This is a genomic window from Lewinella sp. (genome assembly GCF_050633125.1).
In the GTDB taxonomy this organism is placed as follows: Bacteria; Bacteroidota; Bacteroidia; order Chitinophagales; family Saprospiraceae; genus Lewinella.
This window is the reverse complement of sequence record NZ_JBOEFX010000004.1, coordinates 26,260-41,165: the sequence shown is the minus strand read 5'-3', so window position 1 is coordinate 41,165 and position 14,906 is coordinate 26,260. Positions and strand designations below refer to the sequence as shown.

17 protein-coding genes are annotated in these 14,906 nt (G+C 44.3%); 10 read left to right on the top strand and 7 right to left on the bottom strand.

Features of this window, described 5'->3' with window-relative positions; translation table 11 throughout:
* Nucleotides 1-21: 21 nt before the first annotated feature.
* The 4 genes from ACRBG0_RS00825 to ACRBG0_RS00810 all read right to left on the bottom strand — a co-directional run bounded on the left by ACRBG0_RS00825 (nucleotide 22) and on the right by ACRBG0_RS00810 (nucleotide 2,421).
* Complete coding sequence (locus ACRBG0_RS00825) at nucleotides 22-168, bottom strand: hypothetical protein (protein WP_431485036.1); 147 nt, start codon at nucleotides 166-168, stop codon at nucleotides 22-24.
* A gap of 3 nt (nucleotides 169-171) precedes the next feature.
* Complete coding sequence (locus ACRBG0_RS00820; protein WP_431485035.1) at nucleotides 172-801, bottom strand: hypothetical protein; 630 nt, start codon at nucleotides 799-801, stop codon at nucleotides 172-174.
* 190 nt (nucleotides 802-991) lie between these two features.
* Nucleotides 992-1,645: a DUF4159 domain-containing protein gene (locus tag ACRBG0_RS00815; protein ID WP_211213978.1), complete on the bottom strand. Its 654-nt coding sequence runs from the start codon at nucleotides 1,643-1,645 to the stop codon at nucleotides 992-994.
* A gap of 65 nt (nucleotides 1,646-1,710) precedes the next feature.
* Nucleotides 1,711-2,421 (bottom strand): 16S rRNA (uracil(1498)-N(3))-methyltransferase, encoded by a 711-nt coding sequence (locus tag ACRBG0_RS00810; RefSeq protein WP_431485034.1) that lies wholly within the window; start codon nucleotides 2,419-2,421, stop codon nucleotides 1,711-1,713.
* Between the two features lie 139 nt (nucleotides 2,422-2,560).
* On the opposite strand from ACRBG0_RS00810, the gene rseP reads away from it, so the two are divergent.
* Entirely contained in the window at nucleotides 2,561-3,901 is a 1,341-nt protein-coding gene (rseP, locus tag ACRBG0_RS00805) for an RIP metalloprotease RseP (RefSeq protein ID WP_431485033.1), read from the top strand.
* A gap of 250 nt (nucleotides 3,902-4,151) precedes the next feature.
* On the opposite strand, the gene ACRBG0_RS00800 is transcribed toward rseP, so the two are convergent.
* Nucleotides 4,152-4,733 carry an ACP phosphodiesterase gene (locus ACRBG0_RS00800; RefSeq protein ID WP_431485032.1) on the bottom strand — a complete coding sequence of 194 codons (582 nt, stop codon included), beginning with the start codon at nucleotides 4,731-4,733 and terminating at the stop codon, nucleotides 4,152-4,154.
* A 77-nt stretch (nucleotides 4,734-4,810) separates the two neighbouring features.
* Between ACRBG0_RS00800 and ychF the strand changes: the two genes are divergently transcribed.
* The 3 genes from ychF to ACRBG0_RS00785 all read left to right on the top strand — a co-directional run bounded on the left by ychF (nucleotide 4,811) and on the right by ACRBG0_RS00785 (nucleotide 7,102).
* Nucleotides 4,811-5,908: a redox-regulated ATPase YchF gene (ychF, locus tag ACRBG0_RS00795; RefSeq protein ID WP_431485031.1), complete on the top strand. Its 1,098-nt coding sequence runs from the start codon at nucleotides 4,811-4,813 to the stop codon at nucleotides 5,906-5,908.
* A 109-nt stretch (nucleotides 5,909-6,017) separates the two neighbouring features.
* Nucleotides 6,018-6,611 (top strand): pseudouridine synthase, encoded by a 594-nt coding sequence (locus ACRBG0_RS00790; protein ID WP_431485030.1) that lies wholly within the window; start codon nucleotides 6,018-6,020, stop codon nucleotides 6,609-6,611.
* Nucleotides 6,608-7,102 (top strand): endonuclease V, encoded by a 495-nt coding sequence (locus ACRBG0_RS00785; protein WP_431485029.1) that lies wholly within the window; start codon nucleotides 6,608-6,610, stop codon nucleotides 7,100-7,102. The genes ACRBG0_RS00790 and ACRBG0_RS00785 overlap by 4 nt, the downstream gene beginning before the upstream one ends.
* A gap of 124 nt (nucleotides 7,103-7,226) precedes the next feature.
* Here ACRBG0_RS00785 and ACRBG0_RS00780 read toward each other — a convergent pair whose 3' ends face one another.
* Together ACRBG0_RS00780 and ACRBG0_RS00775 are read right to left on the bottom strand one after the other, a co-directional pair.
* Nucleotides 7,227-7,925 (bottom strand): nitroreductase family protein, encoded by a 699-nt coding sequence (locus ACRBG0_RS00780; protein WP_431485028.1) that lies wholly within the window; start codon nucleotides 7,923-7,925, stop codon nucleotides 7,227-7,229.
* 102 nt (nucleotides 7,926-8,027) lie between these two features.
* Complete coding sequence (locus ACRBG0_RS00775) at nucleotides 8,028-8,474, bottom strand: hypothetical protein (protein ID WP_431485027.1); 447 nt, start codon at nucleotides 8,472-8,474, stop codon at nucleotides 8,028-8,030.
* Nucleotides 8,475-8,699: 225 nt separating this feature from the next.
* On the opposite strand from ACRBG0_RS00775, the gene ACRBG0_RS00770 reads away from it, so the two are divergent.
* From ACRBG0_RS00770 to ACRBG0_RS00745, 6 genes are all read left to right on the top strand, one after another.
* A complete protein-coding gene (locus tag ACRBG0_RS00770) occupies nucleotides 8,700-9,359 on the top strand; it encodes a succinate dehydrogenase cytochrome b subunit (RefSeq protein ID WP_431485026.1) in 660 nt (219 codons plus the stop codon).
* A 10-nt stretch (nucleotides 9,360-9,369) separates the two neighbouring features.
* Entirely contained in the window at nucleotides 9,370-11,280 is a 1,911-nt protein-coding gene (locus tag ACRBG0_RS00765; RefSeq protein WP_431485025.1) for a fumarate reductase/succinate dehydrogenase flavoprotein subunit, read from the top strand.
* 7 nt (nucleotides 11,281-11,287) lie between these two features.
* On the top strand, nucleotides 11,288-12,031 hold the full coding sequence (locus ACRBG0_RS00760; RefSeq protein WP_431485024.1) for a succinate dehydrogenase/fumarate reductase iron-sulfur subunit: 744 nt from the start codon (nucleotides 11,288-11,290) through the stop codon (nucleotides 12,029-12,031).
* A gap of 171 nt (nucleotides 12,032-12,202) precedes the next feature.
* Nucleotides 12,203-12,889, top strand: a complete 687-nt coding sequence (locus tag ACRBG0_RS00755; RefSeq protein ID WP_431485037.1) for a response regulator transcription factor — start codon at nucleotides 12,203-12,205, stop codon at nucleotides 12,887-12,889.
* Nucleotides 12,890-12,897: 8 nt separating this feature from the next.
* A complete protein-coding gene (locus tag ACRBG0_RS00750) occupies nucleotides 12,898-14,280 on the top strand; it encodes a HAMP domain-containing sensor histidine kinase (RefSeq protein ID WP_431485023.1) in 1,383 nt (460 codons plus the stop codon).
* Nucleotides 14,281-14,391: 111 nt separating this feature from the next.
* Nucleotides 14,392-14,874, top strand: a complete 483-nt coding sequence (locus ACRBG0_RS00745; protein WP_431485022.1) for a hypothetical protein — start codon at nucleotides 14,392-14,394, stop codon at nucleotides 14,872-14,874.
* The last annotated feature ends 32 nt before the right edge of the window (nucleotides 14,875-14,906 follow it).

Below are 14,906 nucleotides of genomic sequence, written 5' to 3'. Positions count from 1 at the left end.
AAAGCTTTATCTTTTTCAAAATTAGAGAAGTGGCATAATCTCGCCATTCAATGGTTCTTTTGGCAATTTAACCTCGAGCAACAGCATTACATGTGACACACCGCCGGCGATGCGCTTGCTTCTGCGGCGATTATTATCACGTTCTTTTAAAAAGGAAAGAAAATTCATGGCTTAGCGTTTTAGTGTTTTCTTGGAAAATTTCAGGAACACCTGGTTGAATAGGCTGCCCTTAATGATGAGTGAAAGGGCATATAGGGCCAGTATTCCAATGCATACATACAAGACAATAGTAGCTCCCAGCATCGTAATAATCTGGACCTCATCCCTGAGAAAATCACTATGGCTCCAAACGACATAAGCAGAAAAAAGAATGGCAATAAGAAAAAGCACACCTACCGCAGTCCTAAATATCTTGTTTTCCCGAACTGCGTTTTTATTAAACTCTAATTGATTATCAAGTACTTCGTCCAATACACTGTTGGCTTCGTCGCCTATGGCCAGATGGCTGGCTGCCAGACTTTTTTCACCTTTGCTGAGGTCGTCTAAAAAGGCAATAAGCGCCATGTTGACCCGATTCATCTCTACCCGAGCGTTCTCTTGAGTTATGGTTGCTCTTGTAGCTTGACGTTTAATTTCATCATAATGTGCTTGAAGTGCTTCCAGGTTAGGAGCAAACTCGGGGAGTTGTTGTCGCAATTGTTTAATCACCTCATCTGTTTTACCGCTGATGATTAATTGCTTGTAGTAGGAACGAAAGTCCAGCGAATTGACAGCTGGACTTTGTGCATTGTTAGAAGGCATTGAATTTTGGATTAGAATAGGTGCAAAAAGGTTTCAACAGAAAATCAAAAATGGCTAACTAATAAATGAGGAATTACTCCCTAGCAGAGTAATTCCTCATTTATGGTCTCTCAAGTTAAGTTATTTTTAATTAAGCTATCGAAAGGCTACTCTTGGAAACACCTACCACTCCAAATCTTCGCAAATAAACCTACTGCTCAAACGCAAACTGTATAATGTTCGCTCCCATCCGTAATGCGGACTGGCGAAGCTCTTCAGGGTCTTTGTGTACAGCGGGATCTTCCCATCCGTCACCTAGGTCACATTCGGCGGTGTAGAAGCAAACCAAACGGTCTTCGAAGATCAGCCCGAAGCCACGGGCTGCGCCACCGTCGTGTTCATGCACTTTAGGCAAGCCGTTGTTGAAATCAAATCGCTGGTGATAGATGGCGTGCTCAAAAGGCAGTTCTATAAAATCCAATTCGGGGAACACTTTCTTCATGGCAGTGCGTACGAAAGGGTCCATGCCGTAGTTGTCATCAATGTGCAGGAAACCTCCGGCGAGTAGGTAGTTACGCAGATTGTCGGCTTCGGTATCAGAAAAGACGACGTTGCCGTGTCCTGTCATGTGAATCCAGGGGTAGTTGAACAACTCGGCACTGCCTACTTCGACGACCGCATATTCACTTTCGTTGAAATTGGTATTGAGTAGCGTATTGCAAAACGAAGCCAGATTAGGTAGGGCTGTCGGGTTGGCATACCAGTCTCCCCCACCCCGATATTTTAGTAAGCCCAGCTTCATTGGGGCCGTTGCAGGTGGCACCGGGGCCCAAGACCAACTACTGCCCGCAAGCAGTACAATCATTACAAAAAGTAGACGCTGTGTAATCTTCACGATTTTTTCTTTAATTTCTTTGACCACAAAAAATGTCAGAGAAGTTGATTTAGTAAAGCAATGCTTTGTGTGGCCACCAAGGCGGCAGTTTCTGTGCGTAACCGGGTAGGCCCCAAAGTGATTGGCTGGCTGCCATTTGCTTGTGCCAACAGCACCTCTTCCTCCGTAAAATCACCTTCCGGGCCAATCAGGATAAGAACGTTGGTCGGAGCCTGGTAGTTGTCAATGAGCGGGCTTTTTACATCCTCGTTACACCAACCGATATAAGTAGCCTGATTTTCATGGAATTGCTCAACAACTTCTGCAAAAGATGTAAACTCCTTTAATTCAGGTAGCCATGCTTGCAGGCTCTGCTTCATGGCTGACACCAGAACTTTCTCATAACGATCAATCCTGATCCTGGGGCGTTCGGTACGGCTGCATTTCAGAGGGATAATGGTGTCTACTCCTATTTCCGTAGCTTTTTCCAGAAACCATTCAAAGCGATCATTACTTTTGGTGGGAGAAACGGCCATGGTTAAATGGTAGTTAGCTCGTTGAGTTTCTTTCCGTGTTTGCGTAAGCTGAACGGTGCAGGAGCGTTTTGATGTTTCGGTGATAAGGCCTTTGTACCAGCCTCCTTTTCCGTCAACAATATCCAACTCATCGCCGACCCGCTTGCGCAAAACTTGCACCGCGTGGCGAGCCTCTTCGGCGGGGAGGTCGATGTATTCCTGGTCAATCTGTGGTATAAAAAACAATTGCATAGACCGCAAAACTAAAGAATTAATCAAAATCGAATACCTTTGCCAACTTTCTGGGCAACATTTCTTTCTCGGATAATGTTGTACTTCCCGGTTATAACTAACAAAAATGGGTTTTCAAAGTAAACCTACCCACTAACATATGGATATTTTGATCATGGCTGGCCAACTGATGTTGAGCCTTTCTATTTTGATTGTTTTGCACGAAGGAGGTCACTTCCTCCCCGCCCGTTTCTTTGGCACCCGTGTAGAGAAATTCTATCTCTTTTTCGACCCCGGCTTTGCTTTGTTTAAAAAGAAGATTGGTGAAACCGAATACGGCATTGGCTGGTTGCCACTGGGCGGCTATGTCAAGATCAGTGGTATGATCGACGAGAGTTTCGATAAAGAACAAATGGAGGGTGAGCCTCAGGAATGGGAGTTTCGCTCTAAACCGGCTTGGCAACGATTGATCATTATGTTGGGTGGTGTGACCGTCAATTTCATACTTGGACTGCTCATTTTCGGCTGTGTACTCTGGTATTATGGTCAGGAATACTTGCCTAATGAGCGAATCGAGTACGGTATTGCCGTTGATTCTCTAGGTCGTGAAATCGGCTTACAGGATGGCGATCATGTACTCTCTATTAATGGCGAGGATTTTGAAAAATTCAATAGTCGGACCCTTTTACGGGAGATTGTGATCAATAATGCTCAGGCTATGCAGGTTCGCCGCAATGGCGAGGTGGTCAATATTGAGATTGATGAGCGTTTTGTAGGTGAACTATCTAGCTACCAAAACAAAGGAGCATTGCTTTTTGTACCTCGTGTACCTTTCATAGCTGCTGATTTTTCGAAAGAATCTCCTGCTAAGGTGGCGGGGATTCTAGAGAAGGATAGTATCATTTCTTTGAATGGCACCCCTACCCCATTCTTTTCCGATTTTGTCCATGAGATCGAGCCTTTTGTCGCGCAAGAGGTTATAGTTGGTGTTATTCGGGATGGCCAGCCAAAAGATATTAAAGTCACTACTACAAAGGATGGTAAAATAGGCGTTAGGCCAGCCGCTCCAAACTACTTTTTCGGTACAGAACGGCAAGAGTATACTTTTGCTGAGGCCATGCCTGCTGGTGCTGCACTGGGTATGGCTACGCTTAACGACCAGTTGAAAGCTTTCGGGCAAATGTTCCGCGGGCGCATCAAGGCTTCCGAAAGCTTGGGCGGTTTTGCTTCAATTGGTTCCATGTTTGGCGCCGTTTGGGATTGGGAGCGCTTCTGGACGATGACGGCTGTGTTGTCATTGATTCTTGCCTTTATGAACTTGTTGCCTATTCCAGCACTTGATGGAGGTCACGTAATGTTTTTGCTTTACGAGGCGGCCTCTGGTCGCAAGCCCAGCGATAAATTCATGGAATACGCTACTATCATAGGCTTTGTGATCGTAATTGGCTTGGTGATCTTCGCGAATGGGTTGGATATCAAGCGTATCTTCTTTGGTGGGTAGGTTTTTTTGAACCATATGAGGGATTATAAGGTCATTTAAGATTTTGAACCACCAAAGGCACTTAAGATTTTTTAAAAGCCCCGAGGAACGACGTTCCTCGGGGCTTTTGACTTGAAATTAGTGCGGAAGGCAGGGCCTAAAGCTCGGCGGACGGAGGAGCAGGACAAGGGATGGGCCGCCGCTCCGGAGCGGCAGACAGCCCGGTGCCGATCCCGACTGCATCAGTCGGGAGAAGGCATGGCCCCAAAAGCTAACATGCACAGAAAACCTTTACCTCATTGGCAATTTCAGGAAAGAAGGCTGTAAATTCTTGTGTCAAAGCGGCTTCTTCTTCCTTGATGGTCAGGAGGATGTTTTCCAGGAATTCGGGGCGGGAAACACGTTTTTGGATGCGGCTAAAGGTGTAAGCGATGCCATCGAGGGTACCATACCTGACGAGCCAATCATCGGCAATCATTCTGGGGACAATAGAGTGCAGGCGCTCTGGCATTATTGACAGATGTTTTTCCAGCGTACGGTAAGCACCTTGGGCAAATGCCTCCAGGCTCCCTGGCCCAAATTTGGTCCAATGATTGGCGAGCACATAATCGTAAAGGACGTCAATAACTACCCCAGCATATTTGCCATGGCGGTGATGGATGCGCTTGGTGCCTTGCCGGACGAGCGGGTGAGCATCGGTAAACGTATCGATCAAGCGATGCAGCCTTATACCTTGCTGAACAGCCTCCGAAAACTGAGGCAATTCCTTGTTTTTGACAAAGTCACCGAGGAAATTACCGATCATGAGCTCTTCCTGTTCACAGGAGAGAAGGAGATGTGCTAGAAAGTTCATGAAGGAAAGGTAAGGAATAATAAGCCAAACAACAGAATTACTTGTATCTTCGCGCCCGATAAAAAAGAAACGATCGAATGGGACTTCAGTGTGGTATTGTGGGCTTGCCCAACGTAGGTAAATCTACCCTCTTCAACGCCTTGACCTCCGCGAAAGCGCTGGCGGCGAACTATCCTTTTGCAACCAAGGAACCCAATGTGGGGGTAATTACCGTACCCGACCCGCGTTTGGATAAATTGGCAGAATTTGTCAACCCTCAGCGGATTCTTCCTACCAACGTAGATATCGTTGATATTGCTGGCTTGATTAAAGGAGCTAGTAAGGGAGAAGGTTTGGGCAATCAGTTTTTGGGAAACATCAGGGAAGTAGATGCTATTTTGCATGTTGTCCGTTGTTTTGATGATGACAACATTGTGCATGTCGACGGTAACGTTGACCCTGTTCGCGACAAGGAAATCATCGACACCGAATTGATCTTCAAAGATTTGGAGACCGTTGAAAAACGTGTAGACAAATTGCGCAAAGCTGCCAAAAGTGGCGAAAAAGAGGCTAAGCGCATCGTTGAGATCGGGAAAGTTATTCAGGATCACCTCGAAAGTGGTAAGCCTGCCCGTAGCGTGTCTTTGCCAGAAGATGGCTACGCGTTGCTCAAAGAGATGATGTTGCTGACAGCCAAGCCTATCCTTTACGTCTGTAATGTAGATATGGATTCGGTAGAAAGTGGTAACGAATACACCGAGCGTTTCAAGGCTGCAGTGGCTGATGAAAATGCAGAAGTGCTCTTGATTTCAGCGGCGATTGAGGCAGATATTGCTGAATTGGATACCAAAGAAGAGCGCGACGAATTCATCGCAGAAATGGGCCTTCCGGAACCTGGTGTAAACCGCGTTATTCGCAGCGCTTATTCTTTATTGAAGCTTATCACTTACTTTACTGCCGGTGAAAAGGAAGTACGTGCCTGGACGATCATTGAAGGCACTAAAGCTCCCGGTGCCGCCGGAGTGATTCATACTGACTTTGAAAAAGGCTTTATCCGTGCAGAAGTTATTGCTTATGCAGACTATGTTAAGTACGGTTCTGAACAAGCGGTAAAAGAAGCTGGAAAACTGAGTGTGGAAGGTAAAGAGTATGTGGTCAATGATGGAGACGTGATGCACTTCCGCTTCAACGTGTAGTAGATTTGTTCTACTGGGGTCATCGTGGGGCTAAATCGAATCTTTTGTCATTATTTGATTCGCGGCTACTTTGTGGTTTCCCATTATCTGACCTCGTATAATTAATCTCATGCTCCAATATTTCGTGATATACAAGCCTTTCGGAGTGCTTTCGCAATTTACGCGAGAGGCTCCTCATCATCGTACATTGGCCGACTTGTATAATTTTCCTAAGGATGTTTACCCTGTAGGCCGCCTCGACCAAGACAGTGAAGGCTTGCTCCTTCTTACGAATGATAAACGGCTAAACAGTAAGCTGCTTGACCCACGATGGGCACATGAACGCAACTACTGGGTGCAAGTAGAGGGCGTTCCTACAGAAGAGGCATTTACACGACTGAATAACGGTGTGAATATCCGTATCAAGAAGCGTGATTATCGCACACGTCCGGCCAAATCTAAAATGCTGGTCCCCTTCCCTACGCTACCAGATCGTGACCCACCCATTCGGGTTCGGAAAAGTGTTCCTGACAGTTGGATCGAATTACGTCTCACGGAGGGTAAAAACCGTCAGGTTCGCAGAATGTGTGCCACCGTAGGTTTTCCTGTTTTGCGACTGGTACGCGCCGCCATTGAAGATTTGACGCTCGGCGATATGAAGCCCGGTGATGTTCGGGAATGGGAGGCCCCCGCATTGCTGCGCGCGCTAAAACTCCGGGGATGATTATTTGTATTGATGTTCATTACCGCGAAGATTTCGCCCAGGTGGCAGGTGTGCTGTTCAACGATTGGACAGATAAAGAGGCCTACAAAACGTACACCATCAAAACGCCCCTGGCTGGGGAATACGAACCGGGAAAGTTTTTCAAACGAGAGCTTCCTGCGCTGCTGGCCCTCCTCGCAGAAGTGAGTGAACCCCTGGATTTTATTCTTGTAGACAGTTATGTTTATTTAGGTAAAGATAAGCCCGGTCTAGGCGTCTACCTCTATGATGCCTTGGACGTGAAAGTACCTGTCATAGGCTTAGCAAAGAACCATTTCCGAGCTGCCGAAGAAGTAGAAGTGCGCCTGCTGCGTGGCGAAAGCAGCAAGGCACTGTTTGTTACAGCCATTGGTTGTGAAGCTGCTTGGGCGACAGATAGGATCAAAGACATGGCGGGTGATTATCGCTTACCTAACTTGGTGAAGTTGGCGGATCAGTTGAGTAAGGCGTGAGTAATACAAAAGAATAGATTTGGCATACCACCTTCGATTCTGTGAATCGGTCCCGCCAGCGGGACACATTTTGTTGAGACAGGTAGCTGATATGTCGATGCATTCTCGTGATGTCTCCAAAAGGCTACTCCCCTTCATAAAAGACTGCCATTTCGTCCAAGCCTTTTCTATCTAAGTCTGGTACATAGACGGGTTGCTTGGGGTAGCCTACAGGTAATAGCAGATAAGCGCGTTCATTCTTAGGTCTTTTAAGAATATTGGTTAGGAAATTCATAGGACTGGGGGTATGCGTAAGCGTCACCAGGCCCGCATTGTGGATAGCGGTGATCAGCATACCGCAGGCGATGCCTACTGATTCGTTGACGTAATAATTGTTGTGCTTTTTGCCATCGGTATCCAATTCAAAAGCCCTTTTGCAGACGATGATGAGCCAGGGAGCTTCCTCCAGGAAGGGCTTGTACATATTGGTGGCCATGGGTTTGAGGTCGTCCTTCCAGCGGTCGCTCATACGGCTTTCGTAGCTTTCCTTTTCTTCCGCTTCTGCTGCGATGCGAATTTGTTTCTTCAACACTGGATCACTGATAGCACAGAAAGTCCACGGTTGTTTGTGCGCGCCAGAGGGCGCTGTGGAAGCCGATTTGATGATATTCTCAATGACCGATTTGGCTACGGGTTCATTGGTGAATTCTCTTACGGAACGGCGCGTATCCAGCCACTGGTAAAAGGCATCACTTTTTGCGGCCATTTCTGCAGGTTCCAGGCGGTCGAGGTGAAAAGAGACGTGGCGGTGTCCTTCTATTTCTATGGTGTGATTGTTGGTCATGATAAAGTTGGGCTGTTGATCCAGTAATTGTCGGGAGGTAAAGGTAATAGATTTCCGTCTTTGAAAAAGTCGTGTTGGCGGTAGAATGGTAGGCTGAAAAACCTACTGCAAATTCTTAATCCTAGCCATTGGGCCGGGACACAGCGCTTTATGACAAGTCATACAGTTGTTGATCATACCATCATAAACATCTATTATCTGGGCTTGGCTGGCGGTTTCCAAGCTTTCGATGGTTTGCAAGTAGGCTGCCGCAAATGCCTTGTATTCTTCAGAAGCCGCCTTTTCGGGTTCAGTAGCGTGAGCGGTCAGTATTTTATCGTGGTCGAGGGTTAGCGTAACGGGCTCGTTGTTTGCTATTTGTTTTTTAATTCTTTGAGCTTCATCAAACATGGCTCGCATTAGAAGCGCCAGTTCACTATCTCCATTGGGGTTCAAAGGCTTTTGGATTTGCTCCTCTGTACTGGAGCAATCCTTGCTGTCTTCGCTGCAAGAAACACCCAGTGCAAAAAGAGATAACAGGCAAATTGTTATTATTAAAGTAGTGCGCATTAGGTAAATATTAATGTTGTCTAATATCCCTCAAATTAGCAAATAACCATCAATTGATTCCAACAAGCTCCCGTTGATTTTCTTAATATTTATCTGTGCTTTATTCTTCAGTATGCAGCTTACGTAATACAGTCATCAAGGTGATATTTGTCACCCTTGCGGCACCTATTTTGCGCTTAACTTGAGAGCTCTGTAAAACAAGGTCTTCGCCAAACACGATCTAGTATGGAATTATTTTTCAGAAAGAGTATCATTGCCGCCACTGGCTTGTTTCTCTGCATTTTTCTTATTGTTCACCTGTCTGCCAATTGCATCTTACTGTTGCCAGAGGATATTGCCAGAGAGTTGTACAACTCCTACTCTACTACCCTACGGGAAAATCCGCTGATAAAATTGGTGGCCTATGCCTTGTACCTTTCTATAATACTGCATGTGGTTTATGCTCTCTTGGTAACGCTTCGTAATCGGAAAGCAAAGCCAACAAAGTACGCTGTCAACCATAGTAATGAAAACAGTAGTTGGGCCTCACAGAATATGGGGTTGATTGGCATTTTTATTCTCCTTTTTATTGTTGTGCATTTAGCCAATTTCTGGGCAAGGATAAAACTGGGAATGGGAGAAGCTGTAGGTACTGATGCCTTCGGCTACGTAGATGTTTATGAAGTAACCAGTAGTTTATTTCACAATATCTACTACGTTATCTTTTATTCTTTACTAATGATTCCTTTGGGGCTTCATCTTCATCATGGATTAAAAAGAGCCTTTAAGACACTTGGTTTTTATCATAAATCGGGGCTTAATTTACTAGCGAAAATCGCAGTGGTTTATGCTGCGATAATGTCTGTTGGTTTTGGGATAATCCCTTTTATCGTTTACTTCAAATAGCTATTGTCTTATGAGATTGGATGCAAAAATCCCGGAAGGAAAACTCGAGGAGAAGTGGCGCAATTATCAGATAAAAAGTAAACTGATAAATCCTGCCAATAAGAAAAAACTCAACGTCATTGTTGTCGGTTCTGGCTTGTCTGGAGCTGGGGCAGCTGCTACGCTTGCAGAGCTAGGTTACGATGTGCAATGCTTTTGTTACCAGGACTCTGCTCGTCGTGCGCACTCTGTTGCGGCGCAAGGCGGTATCAACGCGGCTAAGAATTATCAGCACGATGGTGATAGTGTTTGGCGTATGTTTCACGACACCCTTAAAGGCGGAGATTTTCGCTCCAGAGAAGCCAACACCTACCGACTTGCAGAGTTATCAGCACCCTTGATTGATCATTTTACGCAACAAGGAGTACCCTTTGCCAGAGAATATGGCGGCGTATTGGTCAACCGAAGTTTTGGCGGCGTGCAAGTGCAAAGAACCTTTTACGCACGTGGGCAGACAGGGCAACAACTGCTATTGGCGGCCTACTCGCAGCTTTATAAAATGATCCGCGCTAAAAAAGTGACCATGCTACCGCGCACAGAAATGTTGGACTTGGTAGTCGTGGATGGCAAAGCAAAAGGGATTATCGCCCGCGACTTGGTTAGCGGAGAAATTAAACGCTACGCTGCAGACGCAGTGGTGTTGGCTACCGGTGGTTATTCCCGTGTATTCCGATTATCGACATTGGCCATCGGCTGTAACGGCTCTGCGATTTGGAAAGCACATAAGAAAGGCGCTCTTTTTGCAGCTCCGAGTTTTACGCAAATACACCCCACTGCCCTACCCCAGTCTAGTGAGGCACAATCGAAGCTGACCTTGATGTCGGAGTCGCTACGCAATGATGGCCGAATATGGGTGCCCAAGACGAAGGGAGATTCGCGAAAAGCAAATGAGATTCCGGAAGAAGAAAGAGACTATTATCTGGAAAGACGCTACCCTAGTTTTGGCAACCTTGCCCCGCGTGATATCGCCTCCAGGGCCGCCAAAGAAAGAATTGATGCAGGGCATGGTGTAGGCCGCCTGAAAAATGCCGTCTACCTCGATTTCAAACATTCGATAGAACGCCTGGGACTGGAAACGATTAAAGACCGCTACAGGAACCTCTTCAAAATGTATAGAAAAATCACGGGCGTAGATGCCTATCAGGAACCCATGCAGATATCACCAGCTGCTCACTTCTCGATGGGTGGCCTTTGGGTAGACTATGAGCTGATGACCACCATTCCTGGATTATACGCCATTGGTGAATGTAATTTTTCGGATCATGGAGCTAATCGCCTTGGCGCAAACTCACTGCTTCAGGCCAGTGTCGACGGTTATTTTATTCTTCCCAATACAATCAACAATTATCTGGCCTCGGAGATCAAGGAAGCATCCGTCTCTGCCGATCATCCTGCTTTTGCGGAGGCGGAGAAGGAGGTGAAGGAACACATCGCGCGTATATTGTCCATCGACGGCTCCAAAACGGTTGACCATTTTCATCGGGAGCTTGGGAAAGTAATGTGGCAAGAATGTGCCATGAGCCGCAGCAAGGCCGGCTTGGAAAAAGCTATTAATCAACTTAAGGAGATCAAGGATGATTTTTGGAAAACGGTAAAAGTTACCGGCCATGGTCAGGAACTGAATACAGAATTAGAAAAAGCACTCCGCCTGGCCGATTTTATCGAACTGGGCCTTTTGATGTGTACAGATGCCTTGCAAAGAGAAGAATCCTGTGGCGCCCACTTCCGGGAAGAGTACCAAACGGAAGATGGAGAAGCTGTTCGAGTGGATGACAACTACGCCTACGTATCGGCCTGGGAATACACGGATAGTGGCTTCCAATTACACAAAGAGGAACTGGAATTTGAATTTGTTAAACCCACTGTTAGAAGTTATAAATAGGCCCCTTATGAAAGTTACGTTTCGAATTTGGCGACAAAACACTCCCGATGAACAAGGAAGTTTCAAAGATTATGAGGTTGATGGCCTCAATGCTGATATGTCCTTCCTGGAAGCCTTGGATCATTTGAATGAAATACTGGTGCTTCGCAATGAGAAAGTCGTTGCATTTGAGTACGACTGCCGCGAAGGCATCTGCGGGCAATGCGGGGTATACATTAATGGCCGGGCTCACGGTCCGCATGAAAACATCACTACTTGCCAGTTGCACATGCGCAGCTTTGAAGACGGGGGGACGATTGTTATTGAACCCTGGCGAGCAGATGCTTTCCCCATCATTAAAGACCTCATTGTTGATCGTTCTGCCTTTGACCGGATCATTGAGCAAGGTGGTTACATTAGCGCAAAAACAGGAACTGCCCCCGAGGCAAATGCTATTCCCATTGGCAAGGAAATTTCCGACCGTGCTATGGATGCTGCCGCTTGTATTGGATGTGGGGCTTGTGTAGCAACGTGCAAAAATGCTTCCGCAGCCTTGTTTACTTCCGCAAAAATAAATCACTTAAACTCCTTGCCGCAGGGCCAGCCAGAAGCTCATAAGCGGGTACTTGAGATGACGGCTCAAATGGAGAAAGAAGGATTTGGTCACTGTACTTTTACCGGGGCTTGTGAAGTGGAATGCCCAGAAGGAATTTCTATTGTCAACATCGCAGAAATGAATGCGAGGTACCTTAAAGCGAAGTTGTTTAGCTAAGAGCGTTTACCTGTGTTGATCATCGCTGTAGGAATAGGTTCCAAACATGCTCTTATGTTTGGCCTTGTTGTCTGATGCAAAATTCTAATGTAATTCTAACGTCCACAAAGGGCGGCAGTTACACCAATCGCCTATCTTTATGTTTTCTCATTTATACATAAATCTGCTAAAATCGCAAAGCAAATATTAGTCATAGAGGACGAACCCAATGTGGCTGCGTTTATAAGCCAAGGACTCCAGGAGTCAGGTTATAATGTATTTGTAGCCTATGATGGGCAAAATGGTTTGGACTTATTGAGCCAAAAGAACATAAGCCTAGTGGTTCTCGATATTATTTTGCCTGGCATGGATGGTCGGGAGGTCGCAAAAAAAATCAGGAAAATGGGCTATTACAATCTTCCTATAATTATGCTCACGGCTTTGGGAACAACGGAAAATATTGTAAAAGGATTGGATGCCGGAGCAGATGATTATCTCGTTAAACCATTTAAATTTAAGGAATTACTGGCTAGAATCCGTGCACGAACAAGAAACAAAGACAAGATTTTAAGCAAGAATCATATATTAAGAATAGAGGATTTAGAGCTGGATAGTGATGCTAAAATAGTAAAGCGAGCTGGTGAAGAAATCAAATTGACCTCGACAGAATTTCGTTTGCTTGAATATCTTTTGAAAAACAAGAACAAGGTTTTGAACCGAATAGATATTCTTGAGAATGTATGGGATGTTAATTTTAATATGGGAACGAACGTGGTAGATGTTTATGTCAATTATCTTAGAAACAAGATAGATAAGAATTATGGCACGAAATTAATACACACTGTAATCGGAATGGGCTATGTGCTTAAAAGAGAGTAATTCACTTTATGAATTTAAGAACAAAAATAACATCTGTTTTCATTGTACTAACTAGTTTGTTCCTAACTGGTGTTTTTATTATTATTTTTTACTCGTCAAAAGAATATACAGAAAGTGAATTTTATTTACGCTTGAGCCAAAGGGCGACCATTGCCGCCCAAGCCTATTTAGATAAAGATGAATTAAACACAGATATTTATGAAGACATCAGGATACGCCACTTGCAGACCCTCCCGAATGAGGAGGAGGTGATTTATCCTGTAGATATTAAAAACCAAAGACCTCTAACGGAATTCAGCCAAGAGCAACCTGCGTCTTTTTTTGAAAAAATATTTAAGAATAAATATGCAGAGTTAAAACTAGGTGAATATTTTTATACAGGGCTATTGTTTCATCACAATAAGGGAGATTTCATTGTGGTGCTATCGGCTACCGATCTCTATGGATTTGGGAAGCTTAACAATTTGAGAAATATTCTTGTCTCTGCATTTTTCGCAAGTATTATTTTTATTTTCATCTTGGGAAGATATTATGCAACGCAAGCCTTAAGCCCCATTACAAAGATAATCGAAGAGGTTAATACAATACGTGCTGAAAGCTTATCTCTTCGACTAAACACGGACAATAGTAAGGATGAGCTTGGTGAACTTTCACGCACTTTTAATAATATGCTGGATAGGCTACAGATATCTTTTGACCTACAAAGTAATTTTATAAACAACGCCTCTCATGAACTCCGAAACCCACTTACTGCAATTTTAGGTCAAACCGAAATTACACTCAATAAAGACAGAAGCGCAGAGGATTATCATACCATTCTCAAGAATATAAACCTTGAAGCATCTCGTCTTGATTTTCTAGTGAATGGTCTTTTAAAACTAGCCAAAGCAGATTTTGATTCACAAGGGCTTGTCATTGATGTCATACGTTTAGATGAATTGGTTCTGGACATAAAAAAGAACCTTGATGTAGCGATTCCTGATAATAATATTGAATTAGATTTTGAGGGATTACCCGAAAACGAAGAAGCCATTACGCTCTTGGGAAGTGAATCTCTTTTAAATGTTGCATTGAGCAATATATTGGAAAATGCCTGCAAGTTTTCGAATAACCAAAAAGTAGTTTTTAAAATAATAGCTGATACTGATTGTATCTTACTTGCTATCAAAGATCAAGGTGTAGGAATCCCTAATAACGAATTACAGAATATTTACGAACCTTTTTTTAGAGCTTCTAATGTCAGAGGAATAGAAGGTTTTGGTTTTGGCCTTCCTCTAGCCTATCGTATCATCAAGATGCATTCTGGAGAAATACGAGTCCTCTCTCAAGTAAACAAGGGTACTATAATAAAAATAAGCCTTCCTAACAAGAATGCCTATACTCGGCACTAAAAGCATGTTTAGGTAATAATTCTATCAGCCGATCAAAAATCTAATCTCATTCTAATTTCGCTCTTATAGAGCTCTAATATCGGATAATTAATTTCACCGAAAATTTTGAAAGTGAAAAAAATATTTATCCCCACAGACTTCACCCCTGAGTCTTTAGAGCTTGTGGAATATGCCGTTTTAAATCACCCATCCACTCAACTGAATATTATCTTATTAGCAGGATTTCGGTCGCCAGATAAACGCTGGGATCTTATCCATTTGAACCCCAAGAAAGAAATTTGGGGACAACTTAATTCTAGGTTCAAGGAGTTCCAGCGCCGTCTGTTACTTGACCATAAGGAGAGTATTGTTAATATATCTTTTGAATTATTTACGGGGATTAACTCCTATGCTTTTCGAAATTTCTTAGAGCTACACGGGGTGGAAGATGCTGTCGTTCCAGCAGCTAGCGTGCTGCATTATCGAAGTGAAAAATGGTTTGACCCTACCTCGTTTATCAAAGAGAATGTAAAAAATGTTATTGAAGTTCCTATTGAACGTACCAAAGAAGTGCCCAAGAGGAAGTTTTCAATAACCAGCTTGTTTAATTTATAACCTCATACCAAAAGAAAAGGTCGTTTATACAA

Bases quoted from the DNA above. Each gene is read 5' to 3' on its own strand.
- ACRBG0_RS00820 (WP_431485035.1), bottom strand. From the start codon at position 801: ATGCCTTCTAACAATGCACAAAGTCCAGCTGTCAATTCGCTGGACTTT.
- ACRBG0_RS00810 (WP_431485034.1), bottom strand. From the start codon at position 2,421: ATGCAATTGTTTTTTATACCACAGATTGACCAGGAATACATCGACCTC.
- ACRBG0_RS00825 (WP_431485036.1), bottom strand. From the start codon at position 168: ATGAATTTTCTTTCCTTTTTAAAAGAACGTGATAATAATCGCCGCAGA.
- ACRBG0_RS00760 (WP_431485024.1), top strand. From the start codon at position 11,288: ATGAAAGTTACGTTTCGAATTTGGCGACAAAACACTCCCGATGAACAA.
- ACRBG0_RS00785 (WP_431485029.1), top strand. From the start codon at position 6,608: ATGATTATTTGTATTGATGTTCATTACCGCGAAGATTTCGCCCAGGTG.
- rseP (WP_431485033.1), top strand. From the start codon at position 2,561: ATGGATATTTTGATCATGGCTGGCCAACTGATGTTGAGCCTTTCTATT.
- ychF (WP_431485031.1), top strand. From the start codon at position 4,811: ATGGGACTTCAGTGTGGTATTGTGGGCTTGCCCAACGTAGGTAAATCT.
- ACRBG0_RS00750 (WP_431485023.1), top strand. From the start codon at position 12,898: ATGAATTTAAGAACAAAAATAACATCTGTTTTCATTGTACTAACTAGT.
- ACRBG0_RS00770 (WP_431485026.1), top strand. From the start codon at position 8,700: ATGGAATTATTTTTCAGAAAGAGTATCATTGCCGCCACTGGCTTGTTT.
- ACRBG0_RS00790 (WP_431485030.1), top strand. From the start codon at position 6,018: ATGCTCCAATATTTCGTGATATACAAGCCTTTCGGAGTGCTTTCGCAA.
- ACRBG0_RS00800 (WP_431485032.1), bottom strand. From the start codon at position 4,733: ATGAACTTTCTAGCACATCTCCTTCTCTCCTGTGAACAGGAAGAGCTC.
- ACRBG0_RS00780 (WP_431485028.1), bottom strand. From the start codon at position 7,925: ATGACCAACAATCACACCATAGAAATAGAAGGACACCGCCACGTCTCT.
- ACRBG0_RS00815 (WP_211213978.1), bottom strand. From the start codon at position 1,645: ATGATTGTACTGCTTGCGGGCAGTAGTTGGTCTTGGGCCCCGGTGCCA.
- ACRBG0_RS00765 (WP_431485025.1), top strand. From the start codon at position 9,370: ATGAGATTGGATGCAAAAATCCCGGAAGGAAAACTCGAGGAGAAGTGG.
- ACRBG0_RS00775 (WP_431485027.1), bottom strand. From the start codon at position 8,474: ATGCGCACTACTTTAATAATAACAATTTGCCTGTTATCTCTTTTTGCA.